Origin of the sequence: Ornithinimicrobium ciconiae, from assembly GCF_007197575.1 — a bacterium.
Lineage (GTDB): Bacteria > Actinomycetota > Actinomycetes > Actinomycetales > Dermatophilaceae > Ornithinicoccus > Ornithinicoccus ciconiae.
Window position 1 is genome coordinate 2,482,042 of the sequence record NZ_CP041616.1, and the last position, 15,474, is coordinate 2,497,515.

The window sequence follows — 15,474 nt, forward strand, 5'->3', positions numbered from 1 at the left end:
CCGCGGGACTAGTCTCGCCGGTCGGAGGGGTCCTGCGGATCGCGCGCTGCCTGGTCACCGTCGTCCTGCTGCTCGCCATAGAAACCGGTCGTCGAGACCTCGTCCAGGCCGCGCTGGTCCTGCTCGAGCCTGCGGGCGTCGCGACTGCTCTTGATCAGGCTGGCCACCGTGGTGACGGCCAGGATGCCCACGATCATCGTCAGGGACAGCCAGATCGGAATCTCCGGTGCCCACAGGAAGGGCTCACCATTGTTGAGGAAGGGCAGCTCGTTGACGTGCATCGCGTGGAAGATCAGCTTGATGCCGATGAACGCCAGCAGGATCGCCAGGCCGATGCCGAGATACACCAGCTTCTGCAGCAGGTTGCCGATGAGGAAGTAGAGCTGGCGCAGACCCATCAGGGCGAAGATGTTGGCCATCAGCACCAGGAACGGATCCTGGGTCAGCCCGAAGATCGCGGGGATGGAGTCCAGGGCGAAGAGCAGGTCGGTCATGCCCAGCGCCAGGATGACCAGAAGCATCGGGGTGAAGACGCGCTTGCCCTTCTCGACGACGCTGAGCTTCTTGCCGTGCTCCCAGGAATCGGTGAACGGCAGGATCCGCTGCACGAACTTGATGAGCTTGCTCTCGTCGTCCTCGTCCTCGTCATCGCCGGCAAGGTTTTCCTTGGCCAGCTTGAACGCCGTGTAGATGAGGAAGGCACCAAAGATGTAGAACACCCAGGACCAGGCCTCGATGGCCTGCGCTCCAAGCATGATGAAGATGGCTCGCAGGATCAGGGCGATGACGATGCCGATCAGCAGGGCGTACTGCTGATACATCCGCGGCACCTTCAGGTTGGCCATGATGATGATGAAGATGAAGAGGTTGTCGACCGACAGGGAGTACTCGGTGAGCCACCCGGCGAAGAACTCACCGCCGAGCTGGTGACCGCCGACCACCCAGACGTAGATGCCGAAGGCGATCGCCAGACCCACATAGAAGCCGAGCGCGGTGCCTGTCTCCCGGTTGCTCGGCACGTGGGGACGACGGCCGAGGATGATCACATCGAACAACAGCACCACGACCATGGCGCCGACGAAGATCGTGGCGGTGCTCGCGGGAACGAACGCATTGTCAAACAAGACGCGGTGGCCTTCCGGTGAGGGGATCACGACTGACCGGAGGTCTCTCCCACCGGCCATGAGAGACCGGCCGGCTGCCCGGGCACCACCGTGGTGATGCCGTGATGACGGACGGCCGACGAGATGGGGATACTCCCCTCCGCACCGGCTGATTCTCTCACAGTCCGAGGATCGGGGCGCTCAGTGAACGGCGGGGCTCTCAGCCCGCGTGCTCCCGCATCTGGCGCAGCTCCTTCTTCAGGTCCCCGATCTCATCGCGCAGCCGGGCCGCCAGCTCAAAGTGCAGGTCGGTCGCCGCCTGGTGCATCTGCGTGGTGAGCTCCTGGATCAGCTGGCCCAGCTCGCTGGCCGCGAGGTTCTCCCGACGCGAGCCGAGCGCGACACCGGCATCTGCCGCCACGGCCCCGGCGTTCGGCCGTCCCCGCTTGCCGCGGGACTGTGACCGGCCGCTGCCCATCAGCGCCTCGGTGTCGGCGTCCTCACGCTCGAGCAGGTCGGTGATGTCGGCGATCTTCTTGCGCAGTGGCGTGGGGTCGATCCCGTGCTCGGCGTTGTAGGCCAACTGCTTCTCACGGCGCCGGTTGGTCTCGTCGATGGCCTGCTCCATGGAGGGAGTCATCTTGTCGGCATACATGTGCACCTGGCCCGACACGTTGCGGGCCGCACGGCCGATCGTCTGGATCAGTGACCGCGCCGAGCGCAGGAAGCCTTCCTTGTCCGCGTCGAGGATGCTCACCAACGACACCTCAGGCAGGTCCAGACCCTCACGCAACAGGTTGATGCCGACCAGCACGTCATACTCGCCCAGGCGCAGCTCACGCAGCAGCTCCACCCGCCGCAGGGTGTCAATGTCGGAGTGCAGATAACGCACCCGCACGCCCTTGTCCAGCAGGTAGTCGGTGAGGTCCTCCGCCATCTTCTTGGTCAGCGTGGTGACCAGGACGCGCTCGTTCTTGGCTGTCCGTTCCCCGATCTCGTGCATCAGGTCATCGATCTGACCCTTGGTCGGCTTGAGCACCACCTGGGGGTCAACCAGACCGGTCGGGCGGATGATCTGCTCCACCACACCGTCGGCCTTGGCCATCTCATAGTCCCCCGGGGTCGCGGAGAGGTAGACGGTCTGACCGATCCGCTCGAGGAACTCCTCCCACTTCAGGGGACGGTTGTCCATCGCGCTGGGCAGCCGGAAACCGTGGTCGACCAGGGTGCGCTTGCGGGACATGTCGCCCTCATACATCGCGCCGATCTGCGGCACGGTCACGTGCGACTCGTCGATGACCAGCAGGAAGTCCTCGGGGAAGTAGTCCAGCAGGCAGTTGGGTGCGGTGCCGCGCTGCCGTCCGTCGATGTGCAGCGAGTAGTTCTCGATGCCTGAGCACGAGCCGATCTGTCGCATCATCTCGATGTCGTAGGTCGTGCGCATCCGCAGGCGCTGTGCCTCCAGCAGCTTGCCCTCGCGCTCGAAGACCGCCAACTGCTCGGCCAATTCGGCCTCGATGCCGGCGACGGCTCGCTCCATCCGCTCCGGGCCGGCGACGTAGTGCGAGGCGGGAAAGACATACATCTCCTGCTCCTCGCGCACCACCTCCCCAGTCAGCGGGTTCAGGGTATAGATCTTGTCGATCTCGTCGCCGAAGAACTCGATACGCACGGCAAGCTCTTCGTACTGCGGGATGATCTCGACGGTGTCTCCGCGGACCCGGAAGGTGCCGCGGGTGAAGGCCATGTCGTTGCGGCTGTACTGCATCGTGACGAACTTGCGCAGCAGGTCGTCCCGCTCGATCTCGTCACCGACCCGCAGCTGCACCATGCGGTCGACATACTCCTGCGGGGTGCCCAGGCCGTAGATGCAGGACACGGAGGCCACGACGACGACGTCACGACGGGTGAGCAGGGAGTTGGTCGCCGAGTGGCGCAACCGCTCGACCTCGTCGTTGATCGAGGAGTCCTTCTCGATGTAGGTGTCGGTCTGCGGGACGTAGGCCTCGGGCTGGAAGTAGTCGTAGTAGCTGACGAAGTACTCCACCGCGGTGTGCGGCAACAGCTCCCGGAACTCGTTGGCCAGCTGGGCGGCCAGGGTCTTGTTGGGTGCCATCACCAGTGTGGGACGCTGGACCTGCTCGAGGAGCCAGGCGGTGGTCGCCGACTTGCCGGTGCCGGTCGCCCCCAGGAGCACGACGTTCTGCTCGCCGCGGTTGATCCGCTCGGCGAGGTCCTTGATCGCCGCGGGCTGGTCACCGCTGGGCTGGAAGTCGGACTCGACACGGATGGGCGCGACGGTCCGTTGGAGGTCAGTCGTGGGGCGCATACCTAGACGTTAACCGTCAGCACCGACAGTGTGTTCCCGCAGCGTCAGGACCACCGGACGACCCGGGTCTGCCGAGGCGTGCCGGGCCTGGCCCACCCCCGGGAATCCTCCACGGGCAAGCCGCTCCCGCACCGCCCCTGCCGTCACACCGGGAGCGAGTGGCACGAGCAGGCTGGCGGTGCCCGGGTCGAGCAGCAGGTCCCCGTCGAGGTGGTCACCGAGCAGGTGCTGCAGACGGGCGGTGAGCCGCTGGACCTCCTGGGGCCCGGGCACCTCCTGGGTCTGCAGGCCCACCCCCCGCTCCAGGTTGGCCAGGAACGGAACCAGGCGCTCGGCATACAGCACCCGAGTGGCTCGCTGAAGCTGGGTGACGGTGCCCTCGTTGTCCAGCCAGACGTCGGCCACCGCCCGACGCTCCTCGTCGCCGGCCTGGGCCTCGATGCGCGCCCGAGCCTCCGCACGATCCATCCCACGGTGGCTCACCAACCGTGCGAGACGAGTCTGCCAGGAGGCGCCGACAATGATCACGAGGTGGTAGCGCGGGGCATAGCCGGCCTCGACCAGCAGCGGCACGTCGTGCACCACGATGCTGCCCGGCGGCGCCGCCTCGATCTCCTCCCGGGTCCGCTGTGCGATCAGCGGGTGGGTGATTGCCTCCAGGTCGCGGCGGGCGGCCGTGTCACCGAAGACGATGCGACCCAGCGCGGGCCGGTCCAGGGTCCCGTCCCCGGTGAGTATGCCGGACCCGAACCGTTGCGCGATCGCCTCCAGCCCGGGGGTGCCCGGCTCGACGACCTGGCGTGCCAGCTGGTCGGCATCGATGATGATCGCCCCCTGACCGGACAGGGTCCGCGAGACGGTCGACTTGCCGGACCCGATGCCTCCGCTCAGTCCGATCCGCAGGAGGTGTCCAGGTCCGTCGGCGAGGGGCATCTGGCCAGCGTAACGAGGGTGCGGCAGACTCGCCCCATGGGTCAACGCATCGTCATCACCGGAGGCGGGACCGGCATCGGCCGGGCCATCGCCGCAGCCCTGCTCCCCCAGGCAAGCCAGGTGGTGCTGGTCGGGCGCCGCGAGGACGTCCTGCGCCGGACCGCGCGCGAGCTGGCTGCGCAGGCCCCTCCCGGGGTGCAGCTCAGCCCGCTGGCGTGCGACCTGACCGTGCCGGACGAGGTGGAGCGACTCGCGGAGATCCTGCACCGTGGCCCCGGCATCGACGTGCTGGTCTGCAACGCCGGCGGCAATCTCGGCGTGGGAGCGGGTGACGGCCTGGCCTCGGTCGCCGCGGGCTGGCGGGCGGACTTCGACGCCAACGTGCTGTCAGCTGTCCTGCTCACCCATGCGCTGCGCGACCACCTCCGACGGCCCGGTGGGCGGATCATCGCGATGAGCTCGATCGCAGCGCTGCGCGGCTCCGGCTCGTATGGCGCGGCGAAGGCCGCCATCAACGCCTGGGTGCTCTCACTGGCGCAGGAGCTCGCGGCCGACGGGGTCACCGTCAATGCGGTGGCGCCGGGCTTCGTGCCGGACACGCCGTTCTGGGAGGACCGCATCGCGGCGGACCCGTCGGTGCGCACCAGGCGGATGGCGACCATCCCGATGGGGCGACCCGGGACGCCTGCCGAGGTTGCTGGGGCGGTGGCCTATCTCGCCAGCCCCGGCGCCGCCTGGACGACCGGCCAGATCATCCAGGTCAACGGCGGCACGCTGTTGGGTCGCGGATAGTCCGCACCGCACGGCCCGTCGTGCCACGATGCTGGTCATGAACGACGAGGTAGAGGTCTCCGCCCTGGCGATCAACATCCGCGTCCCCGAGCACCTGCAGTGGACGGACGTCCGCCGCGACGTGGAGTTCACCCTCACCTCGATCACCGTCCGGATGCTGCCGGACGGGCACCTCGCCGCGAAGGCGTACGGACGCCCGACGGCCGGCGGGCGAGGTGGCTACACCTCGTTCGCGGTGCCGGACTCGTCCGGGTTGCACGCGCTCATCGACGCCGGGGCGGCACGGGCGGCAGATCGCTGGTCTCAGCAGCTCGGTCTCGGCTGATCGACCACGGTCTGCGGCGCGCGCCAGGATGTGATCGACCACGCGACCCTTGGTCGGTGCGAGGGAATCGCCGTCGATGTCATGACCCAGCGCTCGCATCGACGCGGTTGTGCTCGCACCGACAGTGGCGAACGGCCCTGGCAACGCGCACGACGCCGGAACCGCGAACGGCCCTGGCAACGCGAACGACCGTGTCGACGCACACAACCCTGGCAACGCCAACGGCCCGGCTCCCCACCAGGGGAACCGGGCCATTCGGCATACTCCGTCAGCTGCGTCAGCAGCCGCTCAGAGCGGTGCTCAGTTGCCGGTGAGCTTCTCGCGCAGGGCGGCGAGAGCCTCGTCGGAGGCCAGGGTGCCCTGGGCCTCGACCGGCGCGGACGGCGCCGCGGACTCGCTGCTGCTGCTCGAGGTGCTGCCGGAGGAGTAGGTGGTGGCGGTGTCGCCAGCCTCCTCCGCGGTCGCCTCGGCCTCGGAGGCCGCCTCGACCTGAGCCTTGTGGGCCTCGTAGCGCTCGTGGGCGTCGGCGTACTCCTTCTCCCACTTCTCGCGCTGGGCCTCGAAGCCCTCCATCCACTCCTGCGCCTCGGCGTCGAAGCCCTCGGGGTACTTGTAGTTCCCCTCCTCGTCGTACTCGGCAGCCATGCCGTAGAGAGTCGGGTCGAACTCGGCCGCGACAGCCTCGTTGGCCTGCTTCAGCGACAGCGAGATGCGACGACGCTCCAGGTCGATGTCGATGACCTTGACGAAGATGTCGGTGCCGACGGTGACGACCTGCTCCGGCAGCTCCACGTGGCGCTCGGCCAGCTCGGAGATGTGGACCAGACCCTCGATGCCGTCCTCGACACGGACGAACGCACCGAAGGGCACCAGCTTGGTGACCTTGCCGGGCACGACCTGGCCGATGGCGTGGGTGCGCGCGAAGTGCTGCCACGGGTCCTCCTGGGTCGCCTTCAGCGACAGGGAGACACGCTCGCGGTCCATGTCCACGTCGAGCACCTCGACGGTGACCTCGTCGCCGACCTCGACGACCTCGCCCGGGTTGTCGATGTGCTTCCAGGACAGCTCGGAGACGTGCACCAGACCGTCAACGCCGCCACCCAGGTCGACGAACGCACCGAAGTTGACGATGCTGCTGACGACACCGGAGCGGACCTGGCCCTTCTGCAGTTCCTTGAGGAAGGTGCTGCGGACCTCGGACTGGGTCTGCTCGAGCCAGGCGCGGCGGGACAGGACCACGTTGTTGCGGTTCTTGTCCAGCTCGATGATCTTGGCCTCGATCTGCTGACCGACATAGGGCTGCAGGTCGCGCACACGGCGCATCTCCACCAGGGAGGCAGGGAGGAAGCCACGCAGGCCGATGTCCATGATGAGGCCGCCCTTGACGACCTCGATGACGGTGCCGGTGACGACGCCGTCCTCCTCCTTGACCTTCTCGATCGAGCCCCAGGCACGCTCATACTGGGCGCGCTTCTTGGACAGGATCAGACGGCCTTCCTTGTCCTCCTTCTGGAGGACCAGGGCCTCGACCTCGTCGCCGACCTTGACGACCTCGGAGGGGTCGACGTCGTGCTTGATCGCCAACTCACGGGAGGGGATGACACCCTCGGTCTTGTAGCCAATGTCGAGCAGGACCTCGTCCCGGTCAACCTTGACGATGACACCCTCGACGATGTCTCCGTCGTTGAAGTTCTTGATCGTGGCGTCGATCGCTGCGAGGAGCTCTTCCTCAGACCCGATGTCGTTGATCGCGATCTGGGAGATGGCCTTCTCAGGCGCAGTTGCAGTCATGTAGTAGGGACTCCGATGTGTGGACAAACAGTAAGGACGGTGTCACAGTCATGGGTGAGACCGCCCACGATGGACAGTTGTTGTGACGGGCACGCGTGAGTGCACGCGCCGCGCAGACCTACCCTACCTGCGCACGCTGACGCAGGTCAATCCGGCAGACTGCCCGGATGAGCGCAACGCCACCCCCTGAGCCCCCCGCAGGCTCCCCCGGCCAGCGCCCCACACCGTATGCCGTGGGGCCGGCTGCTGCGGTCAGCCGCCGGCGGGTGGACCACTCCGAGAGCGCGTCGGCCAGCCGTCACTGGTGGGACGCCGAGGCCGCCGACTACTACGCGGAGCACCACCTGGTCCTGGGTGATGCTGAGCTCATGTGGGGCCCGGAGGGTGTCTACGAGTCCGACCTGGGACTGCTCGGTGACCTGGCTGGTCGACAGGTTCTGGAGTTTGGCGCCGGGGGCGCGCAGGGCAGCCGGTGGTGTCAGGCTCATGGTGCCAGGACTGTGGCCACGGACATCTCCGCCGCCATGCTCCGTCAGGGTCGCACCCTGGACGAAGGTAGCCGGCTCGCCTCCGCTCGCTGCGCACCGTCCTACGTGCAGTGCGACGCGCGGTTCCTGCCCTTCGCCGACGCCTCCTTTGACGTGGCCTTCTCTGCCTATGGCGCCGTGCCCTTCGTCGCCGACTCCGCGGGCCTGCTGCGCGAGGTCGCCCGGGTGCTGCGACCCGGGGGGCTGCTCGCCTTCTCCGTCACCCATCCTCTGCGGTGGGCGCTGCCGGACGTCCCCGGCGAGGCTGGCCTGACCGTGCACCACTCGTACTTCGACCGCAGTCCGTATGTCGAGCAGGACGCCGCCGGCCGAGCCACCTATGTCGAGCACCACCGGACCCTCGGGGACCGGGTGCGGGAGATCAACGACGCAGGCTTGACGCTGGTGGACCTGGTGGAGCCGGAGTGGCCACCGGGGGCCGACCACGAATGGGGCGGATGGAGTCGCCTGCGTGGCGAGTTGGTTCCTGGCACCGCCATTTTCGTGTGCGTTCGCCCGAGAACCTGTCTGTGACAGGCAGGTCGGGCCCCGGCGTTAGGTCACAGAACGGTCACCATGTGACCTAATCGGGCCTAGATACTGGCCGGATCGGCCGTGGTGCCGTTTAATACCGGATGCGGCACACCTCAACGGTGTCGTGTGTCCCCCGCCCGCGAAGTGAGGTCCCGTGACCACGAACCCCCATGTTCATCGTGCGCACTTGCGCTCTAGCCCGTGGCGCGGGCTCTGGCTCATCATCGCCACCTTCTTGATGGTGGTCCTGCAGGCAGCCATCCCGGCACACGCCCAGGGCGATGGTTCCCAGGTCAATGTCGATGAGCACGACAACGTCATCACCGCCAACGTCCGCAACAGCAACGAGCCCGTCCCTGACGTGCGGATCGTGGTCTCGGGCGGCGACTACGAGGCGGAGGCGGTCACCAACGAGCGAGGACAGGTCAGGATCGGGGTGCCCACCACCGATCCCTACGACGTTCTCCTGGATGAGGAGACTCTGCCCGAGGGGGTCACGGTCGAGGGTGACAACCCGATCTCCGTGGCCTACGGGTCGCAGTTCTTCGCCCCGGCAAACTTCTTCCTCGGTGAAGACGTCCGCGAGACGGCCAGCTTCCTGTCACAGTTCTTCGAGCGGCTCATGAACGGTGTCAACTTCGGGTTGATGCTGGCGCTGGCCTCGATCGGACTGTCCCTGATCTTCGGCACGACCGGCCTGACCAACTTCGCGCACGCGGAGATGGTCACCTTCGGCGCCATCATGGCGTTCTGGACATGGAGTCTCGGACTCCCCATCCTCGTGGCGATCCTCCTCGCGGTGATCGCCAGCGGCCTCTTCGGCTGGTTCTTCGACGCGGCGATGTGGAGACCGCTGCGCAGACGAGGCATCGGGCTGGTGCAGCTGATGATCCTGACCATCGGTGCCTCGCTGGCTGGGCGTTACATCTTCCTGATCCTCATCGGCGGAGGCACCAGTCAGCTCCCGGGCACCGGAGGCGTCAAGCACCAGATCCTCGGCCCGATCAAGTTGTCCACGATCGACATGGTCAGCATGGCGCTGAGCCTGGTCGTCCTGCTCGGTGTCTCCTACTGGCTGTTGCGCACCCGGATCGGTAAGGCCACCCGTGCTGTCGCCGACAACAGGCAGCTGGCTGCCAGCAGTGGCATCGACGTCGAGAGGGTGACTCGGATCGTCTGGGTCATCGGCGGCGCGCTCGCCGGCCTGTCCGGTGTGCTGTGGGCCTACTTCCGTCCCGGCATCAAGTGGGACATGGGCGTGCAGATCCTGCTCCTCATCTTCGCTGCCGTTGTCCTCGGCGGACTGGGCACGGCCTTCGGCGCGCTGATCGGCTCGCTGGTCATCGGCATCCTGGTCGAGGTGTCGACCCTGTGGATTCCGTCCGACATCAAGTACGTCGGGGCGCTTGGCGTGCTCGTCATCGTCCTGCTCTTCAGACCCCAGGGACTCCTGGGCCGACGTGAACGCGTCGGATAAGGGAGGCACACTATGAACTGGGGTTCCATCCTCAACAACACGGCGAGCTTCATGCTCTCCCCCGAGACCATCGGGTTCATGTTGGCCGCACTCGGTCTGGCGGTCCACTTCGGCTACGCGGGCCTCCTGAACTTCGGCATGGCTGGCTTCATGGCCATCGGCGCCTACAGCTATGCAATCTCGATCCTGAGCTTCGGCTTCCCCTGGTGGGGAGGCATCCTGGTCAGCATCGTGGCGGCCGTCATCTTCGCGATCATCCTGGGCATCCCGACCCTGAAACTCAGGGGCGACTACCTGGCGATCGTCACCATCGCGGCGGCCGAGATCGTCCGCCTGCTCTTCCAGTCCCGAGTCTTCGACGAGTGGACCAACTCCGCAGACGGACTCGGCGGCTATCACACGAGTTTCCGTGAGGCCAACCCCCTACCGGCCGGCACCTTCGGCTTCGGCCCCTGGGAGTTCACCTCTGACCAGTGGTGGAGCCGACTGTTCGGCCTGTGCCTCGTCGTCATCGGTCTCCTGGTGGTGTGGTTGATCATGCGCAGCCCCTGGGGCCGGGTCCTCAAGGGCATCCGAGAGGATGAGGACGCAGTCCGCTCGCTGGGCAAGAACGTCTACCTTTACAAGATGCAGGCGCTGATCGTCGGCGGCGTTCTCGGCTCCCTGGGCGGAGTGGTGATCGCCCTCCCGTCCGCTGTGATCCCGCAGTACTACCTGCCGAGCCTCACGTTCTTCGTGTGGACCGCGCTGTTGCTGGGTGGTGCTGCGACCCTCTTCGGCCCCATCCTCGGCGCCCTTCTCTATTGGGGCGTCATGGCCTTCCTGGCCGGCGTCCTCCCAGCGATGGCCAGCGAGGGCTGGCTGCCCCTGTCGTCTGCAGCGGCTGGCAACTTCCGGTTCGTCCTCGTCGGCATCGCGCTGATGCTGCTCGTCGCCTTCCGGCCACAGGGACTCCTCGGAAACAAGAAGGAGATGACCTTTGTCAAATAGCAGCCCAGACCCCACAGTCCCGGACGCCACCGACGCGGCCGACGTCGAGGTCGTCGATGAAGACACCTACGACCCGGCAGAGGTCAAAGGCCTCGACGAGGACACCATCATGGAGACGCTCGAGGTCGAGCCGACCCGCACGGTCGCCAAGACCACGGACCTGGCGACCGGCCCGGGAGCCCCCGGGGTGTCGAAGATCGACCCCATTATGGTCGCCGACAACATCACCCGATCTTTCGGTGGCAACAAGGCTGTCGATGTCGAGCACATCGAGATCCCCCGCCACGCGATCACCGCGCTGATCGGCCCCAACGGAGCTGGCAAGACCACGCTGTTCAACCTGTTGAGCGGGTTTGACAAGCCGGACACCGGCGAGTGGTCCTTCAACGGACGGGCTCTGGCGGGCATCCCCGCCTTCAAGTCCGCCCGCTTGGGCCAGGTGCGCACCTTCCAGCTCACCAAGGTGCTCGCCCGGCTTACGGTGCTAGAGAGCATGAAACTCGGCGCCACGGGCCAGCGCGGGGAGTCCATGCTGGCCGCCGTGTTCCCGCCGCTGTGGCGCGCTCAGGAGCGTGAGATCGAAGAGCGTGCGCTCGCACTTCTGAAGAAGTTCAAGCTGCACGAGAAGAAGGACGACTACTCCGCCAGTCTTTCCGGCGGCCAGCGCAAGCTGCTCGAGATGGCCCGGGCGCTCATGACCCAACCCGAGTTCGTCCTCCTGGACGAGCCCATGGCAGGCGTGAACCCGGCCCTGGTCCAGTCGCTGCTCGACCACGTCCTTGACCTCAAGTCCGAGGGCATGACCGTGCTGTTCGTTGAGCACGACATGCACATGGTGCGGCACATCGCGGACTGGGTCGTGGTGATGGCCGAGGGCCGCATCGTTGCCGAGGGTCCGCCTCAGGACGTCATGAAGGAACCAGCAGTGATCGATGCCTATCTCGGAAGCCACCTGGATGAGGACCTCGGGATCATCACCGGACGGTACGACGAGAAGGGAAACCGACTCCCATGAGCGATTCCACGAGCGCCACCAGCTCCACGACAGCCGCCGAGCCAGGGACGCCCCCGGGCGCGGAGTCACGCGAGATCGTTGTCGACGTCAAGAAGGTGACCGCGGGATACCTCCCAGGGATCAACATCCTCACGGACACCAACCTGCGGGCCTATGACGGCGAACTCATCGGCATCATCGGCCCCAACGGTGCTGGCAAGTCGACGCTCCTGAAGGCGATCTTCGGCCTGGTGCAGGTCCGAGAAGGTTCCATCACTCTGCGGGGCGAGGAGATCGCCAACCTCAAGGCCAACGAGCTCGTGGAAAAGGGTGTCGGCCTGGTCCCCCAGACCGAGAACGTCTTCCCGACTCTGACCATCCGCGAGAACCTCGAGATGGGTGCCTTTCAGAAGCCGTCCATGATTAAGGACAGCCTCGCGTTCGTCGTTGACATCTTCCCCGCTCTGGGCGACCGCATGAATCAGGTCGCAGGCTCTCTGAGCGGCGGCGAGCGACAGATGGTGGCGATGTCTCGCGCTCTCATGATGCGACCGGAGGTGCTCCTTCTGGATGAGCCGTCCGCCGGCCTCTCCCCGGTGCGGCAGGACGATGCCTTCATGCGTGTCTCGCAGATCAACCAGGCGGGCGTGACCACCATCATGGTCGAGCAGAACGCCCGACGTTGTCTGCAGATCTGTGACCGTGCCTATGTGCTGGACCAAGGCCACGACGCCCACACGGGCACCGGACGCGAGTTGCTCAACGACGAGAAGGTCATCGGGCTCTACCTCGGCACGCTGGGTCAGGAAGAGTCCGCCTAGAGCGGCACGGCCCTCATCACCTCAGAAAGGCGGGGGCGTGTCGTCGGGGTGGGCCCAGGGGCGTGGTCTGGCTTCTGGCCCTCCCCACCTGCGTCTCGGGTGGCGCCCGCGTCTCGGGTGGCGCCCGCGTCTCGCGTGGCGCCCGCGTCTCGCGTGGCGCCCGCGTCTCGGGTGGCGCCCGCGTCTCGCGTGGCGCCCGCGTCCCTGGTGCTACCCGAGACCTCGATATTGCCCTGGGTGCCGCTGGCCCGTTGCGCGCGTTCGGCGCGGGCGTAACGTGCGCGTTCTGCCGTCACGACTTCGGAGGCGGGTCCGTTAAGGCTCTCACAGGTGACCGGGTCCCGGCGGGTCAACCGGATCCGGTCCCAGGCCATGAACACGTGGTCATCAGAGGTCACGTCATCCTCGGCCAGGAGTCGTGACCCGCCGGGGCGGTAGGCCAGGGCCTGGTAAATCTCCCGATCGACCACCTCACCACGTTCTTCCGCAGATGCGGCGGCGACCTGGGCCACTGCTTCGCGCAACAGGGTGGAGTACTGCGTGTAGTCCTTGGCCTTCGTTTGGTAGATCTTGCCGATCAACGTCGTCCACGTCATGTCCCGACGCTCGTTGATCACCACATCCAGATACTTCTTCGTCTTCTGATCATGGTGCCCCGCATGCTCCGAGGCACCGTTAGCCTCCCGTGTCGAACCGCCGTCCGTCCCGAACTCGGTGACATGATCGATCTGACACAACGCCGCCGGGACCACACATCCCGGCGCGCGACATGTGCCGTCCGCGAACCGGATCTGCGCCTTCATCGCCGCCGTGAACGGGTATCCCTTGCTGGAGCGCTCCAGACACCGCCCACTGACCGGGTCTGTGAGCAACCTGTGCCACACCGACCCCGGCGTCAACGCCAACTCCGCCACCTCCTGCGGCGACAAGAACAAGGACCCCCGCCCCTGCACCTCACCGATGCCAAAAGCGCCACGACCAAACCGGCCCTGCACTGGCCCCACCACAGCCTCCTCCGGCTCGGCGGAGCCAGAATGCTGCTCGCGTCCCACCGTCTGGGTGGAGACAGGGTCCTCCGCCGTCCCAATCCGGGTGGAGACAGAGTCCTCCCCGTGATCCTCTGATCCGGGCGTGCCATGGGACCGCGATGCGCTGGCGCCGGGTGGGTGGCCGTGCTCGGCACACCAGTCCTCCGCCGTCCCAGTCCGGGTGCCTCCGGGGCCGCAGTCACCGTCAGTGACGGTGCCCCTGTCGCGGTCACGGACGTCGCCACTATCAGGGACGGTGCCACTGTCGCGGTCACCGACGTCGCCACTATCAGGGACGGTGCCACTGTCGTGGTCACGGACGTCGCCACTATCAGGGACGGTGCCACTGTCGTGGTCACGGACGTCGCCACTATCAGGGACGGTGCCACTGTCGTGGTCACGGACGTCGCCACTGTCCCCGTGGGCGTCATCGTCGTCACCCTCGTCGGTGTCGGTGTTGGGGTGCAGGAAGTTCGCGGGGACGATCACGTTCAACACCGCCGCGGGTAGCCCGGCCAGGATCTTGGCCAACTCCTCCGTTTGCTCCGGGGTGATGAGATCCGGGTCTTCACTCAGGTCAGCGACTGTCACCGTGCCATGAAGCAGCAACGTGGCTGCGATCGCGGACCGCAGCTGCCCCAATGTGCGCTTGTCCCCCAACCCCCTGGCCCGACGAGCCGCACCCTCAAGACGTTCCAGGATCGCCCCCAACTGCGCCCCCGTACACGCCAACCCGAAGATCCCCATCCCGTCCTCATCCAACTTCCCCCACACATCCGCCTCGGCAGTGCTCTTCTCCCGCGACTTCTTCCTCCGCTGCTCCGGTGGCAGCCCTGCCTCGGCCTTGGCAACCTCACGCGCGAGAGCCCGGTGGAACTCCTTGTGCACCCACACCGCGCCCGTGAACTGACGATCCGAGTCCAAGCGTTCCGTAGCCGCCACGACCGGGTCGTCACCAAACAGCGCATTCGCCACCGACGCTCCCAGCTCGTGCGGCAGGTGCGCACACGCCCGCAGATAACTGCGCACCAACCGCCACGATGCCTCTCCACTGCGCAACGCCGCGCCCACCGGCACCGCCACCATCACCGGCATGGCGCCCAACGCGATCAGATCCCGGACCTCACCCACGCCCCACCCCGTCGCCAACTCCAGCTCCACCTTCGCACGGGACTTCGCCTTGTCCCGCCACGCCTCCGTCTGCGAAGGCGTCAACTCCTCCATCACCGCATCCTGTTGCGCGAGGAGGAGCTTGCCCTGCGCGGCCGTGACTTCCCGCACCGCCCGCACCAACACCGCGTCCAGCCGGCCCGTAGCTCTGGTCAAGACCGCCGCCGCATCCACCAATGCCGAGACTCGGCCCACCACCACCGACGCGTCCTTCACCATCGCACCGTCAGCAGACCCAGCAGGGGACGTCTCAGCCGAAGCCGGCGGTGCGCCACGACGAGAGACCGATGCACACGCCAGCGCCACGTCCGTGAGAGCTTCACACTCTCCCGGGCCCGCGCCCAGCGCCGCCAGTGCCTCCCGTGCCACGCTCACCTCCAACGGCTCCGGCTCAAAGACCACCACCGGCACCGTTGGAGCCGTGACGATCTCCCACGTCACACGACGAGGCGGGGGGTCAGCCAACAGGGTCCGCACACGCCCCTCCGCCACCGAGACGCCCCCACCACGCGCCTCGAAGAACTCCGCGTACCGTGCCACCAACCCCACCTCCCCAAACATCTCGCCCTGATTAACCTGGCGACCATCTACGCCTCAGAATAGCACACGTGTTCGAAGTGTGGGAAGGGCGACTCGATCACCGGTGGACAACCATTGGTG

At 66.7% G+C, this 15,474-nt stretch carries 12 protein-coding genes; 7 read left to right on the forward strand and 5 right to left on the reverse strand.

What is annotated here, in order from left to right; all coding sequences use genetic code 11:
* Nucleotides 1-8: 8 nt before the first annotated feature.
* The 3 genes from FNH13_RS11400 to coaE all read right to left on the reverse strand — a co-directional run bounded on the left by FNH13_RS11400 (nucleotide 9) and on the right by coaE (nucleotide 4,365).
* Nucleotides 9-1,124: a TerC family protein gene (locus FNH13_RS11400; protein ID WP_228266369.1), complete on the reverse strand. Its 1,116-nt coding sequence runs from the start codon at nucleotides 1,122-1,124 to the stop codon at nucleotides 9-11.
* A gap of 199 nt (nucleotides 1,125-1,323) precedes the next feature.
* Entirely contained in the window at nucleotides 1,324-3,432 is a 2,109-nt protein-coding gene (gene uvrB / locus FNH13_RS11405) for an excinuclease ABC subunit UvrB (RefSeq protein WP_143783534.1), read from the reverse strand.
* A gap of 9 nt (nucleotides 3,433-3,441) precedes the next feature.
* Nucleotides 3,442-4,365: a dephospho-CoA kinase gene (gene coaE / locus FNH13_RS11410; protein WP_143783535.1), complete on the reverse strand. Its 924-nt coding sequence runs from the start codon at nucleotides 4,363-4,365 to the stop codon at nucleotides 3,442-3,444.
* Nucleotides 4,366-4,401: 36 nt separating this feature from the next.
* Here coaE and FNH13_RS11415 point away from each other — a divergent pair, with 36 nt between their 5' ends.
* Nucleotides 4,402-5,157 carry an SDR family NAD(P)-dependent oxidoreductase gene (locus tag FNH13_RS11415; RefSeq protein WP_143783536.1) on the forward strand — a complete coding sequence of 252 codons (756 nt, stop codon included), beginning with the start codon at nucleotides 4,402-4,404 and terminating at the stop codon, nucleotides 5,155-5,157.
* A 37-nt stretch (nucleotides 5,158-5,194) separates the two neighbouring features.
* A complete protein-coding gene (locus FNH13_RS11420) occupies nucleotides 5,195-5,482 on the forward strand; it encodes a hypothetical protein (RefSeq protein ID WP_143783537.1) in 288 nt (95 codons plus the stop codon).
* Nucleotides 5,483-5,782: 300 nt separating this feature from the next.
* Here the strand turns inward: FNH13_RS11420 and rpsA are convergent, their stop codons facing one another.
* Nucleotides 5,783-7,273 (reverse strand): 30S ribosomal protein S1, encoded by a 1,491-nt coding sequence (gene rpsA, locus FNH13_RS11425; RefSeq protein WP_143783538.1) that lies wholly within the window; start codon nucleotides 7,271-7,273, stop codon nucleotides 5,783-5,785.
* A 167-nt stretch (nucleotides 7,274-7,440) separates the two neighbouring features.
* Between rpsA and FNH13_RS11430 the strand changes: the two genes are divergently transcribed.
* The 5 genes from FNH13_RS11430 (at nucleotide 7,441) to FNH13_RS11450 (ending at nucleotide 12,616) form a co-directional block, all read left to right on the forward strand.
* On the forward strand, nucleotides 7,441-8,334 hold the full coding sequence (locus FNH13_RS11430) for a class I SAM-dependent methyltransferase (protein ID WP_143783539.1): 894 nt from the start codon (nucleotides 7,441-7,443) through the stop codon (nucleotides 8,332-8,334).
* A gap of 187 nt (nucleotides 8,335-8,521) precedes the next feature.
* On the forward strand, nucleotides 8,522-9,811 hold the full coding sequence (locus tag FNH13_RS11435; RefSeq protein ID WP_228266370.1) for a branched-chain amino acid ABC transporter permease: 1,290 nt from the start codon (nucleotides 8,522-8,524) through the stop codon (nucleotides 9,809-9,811).
* Between the two features lie 12 nt (nucleotides 9,812-9,823).
* The gene (locus tag FNH13_RS11440; protein ID WP_143783540.1) at nucleotides 9,824-10,801 is read left to right on the forward strand and encodes a branched-chain amino acid ABC transporter permease; all 978 of its coding nucleotides are present in this window, start codon (nucleotides 9,824-9,826) and stop codon (nucleotides 10,799-10,801) included.
* Nucleotides 10,802-10,910: 109 nt separating this feature from the next.
* Nucleotides 10,911-11,816 (forward strand): ABC transporter ATP-binding protein, encoded by a 906-nt coding sequence (locus tag FNH13_RS11445; protein ID WP_143785102.1) that lies wholly within the window; start codon nucleotides 10,911-10,913, stop codon nucleotides 11,814-11,816.
* Nucleotides 11,813-12,616, forward strand: coding sequence for an ABC transporter ATP-binding protein (locus FNH13_RS11450; RefSeq protein ID WP_143783541.1), 804 nt, complete (start codon nucleotides 11,813-11,815; stop codon nucleotides 12,614-12,616). The genes FNH13_RS11445 and FNH13_RS11450 overlap by 4 nt, the downstream gene beginning before the upstream one ends.
* Here the strand turns inward: FNH13_RS11450 and FNH13_RS11455 are convergent.
* Nucleotides 12,613-15,354 carry an HNH endonuclease signature motif containing protein gene (locus tag FNH13_RS11455; RefSeq protein WP_143783542.1) on the reverse strand — a complete coding sequence of 914 codons (2,742 nt, stop codon included), beginning with the start codon at nucleotides 15,352-15,354 and terminating at the stop codon, nucleotides 12,613-12,615. The two genes, FNH13_RS11450 and FNH13_RS11455, sit on opposite strands and share 4 nt — an antisense overlap.
* Nucleotides 15,355-15,474: the final 120 nt, after the last annotated feature.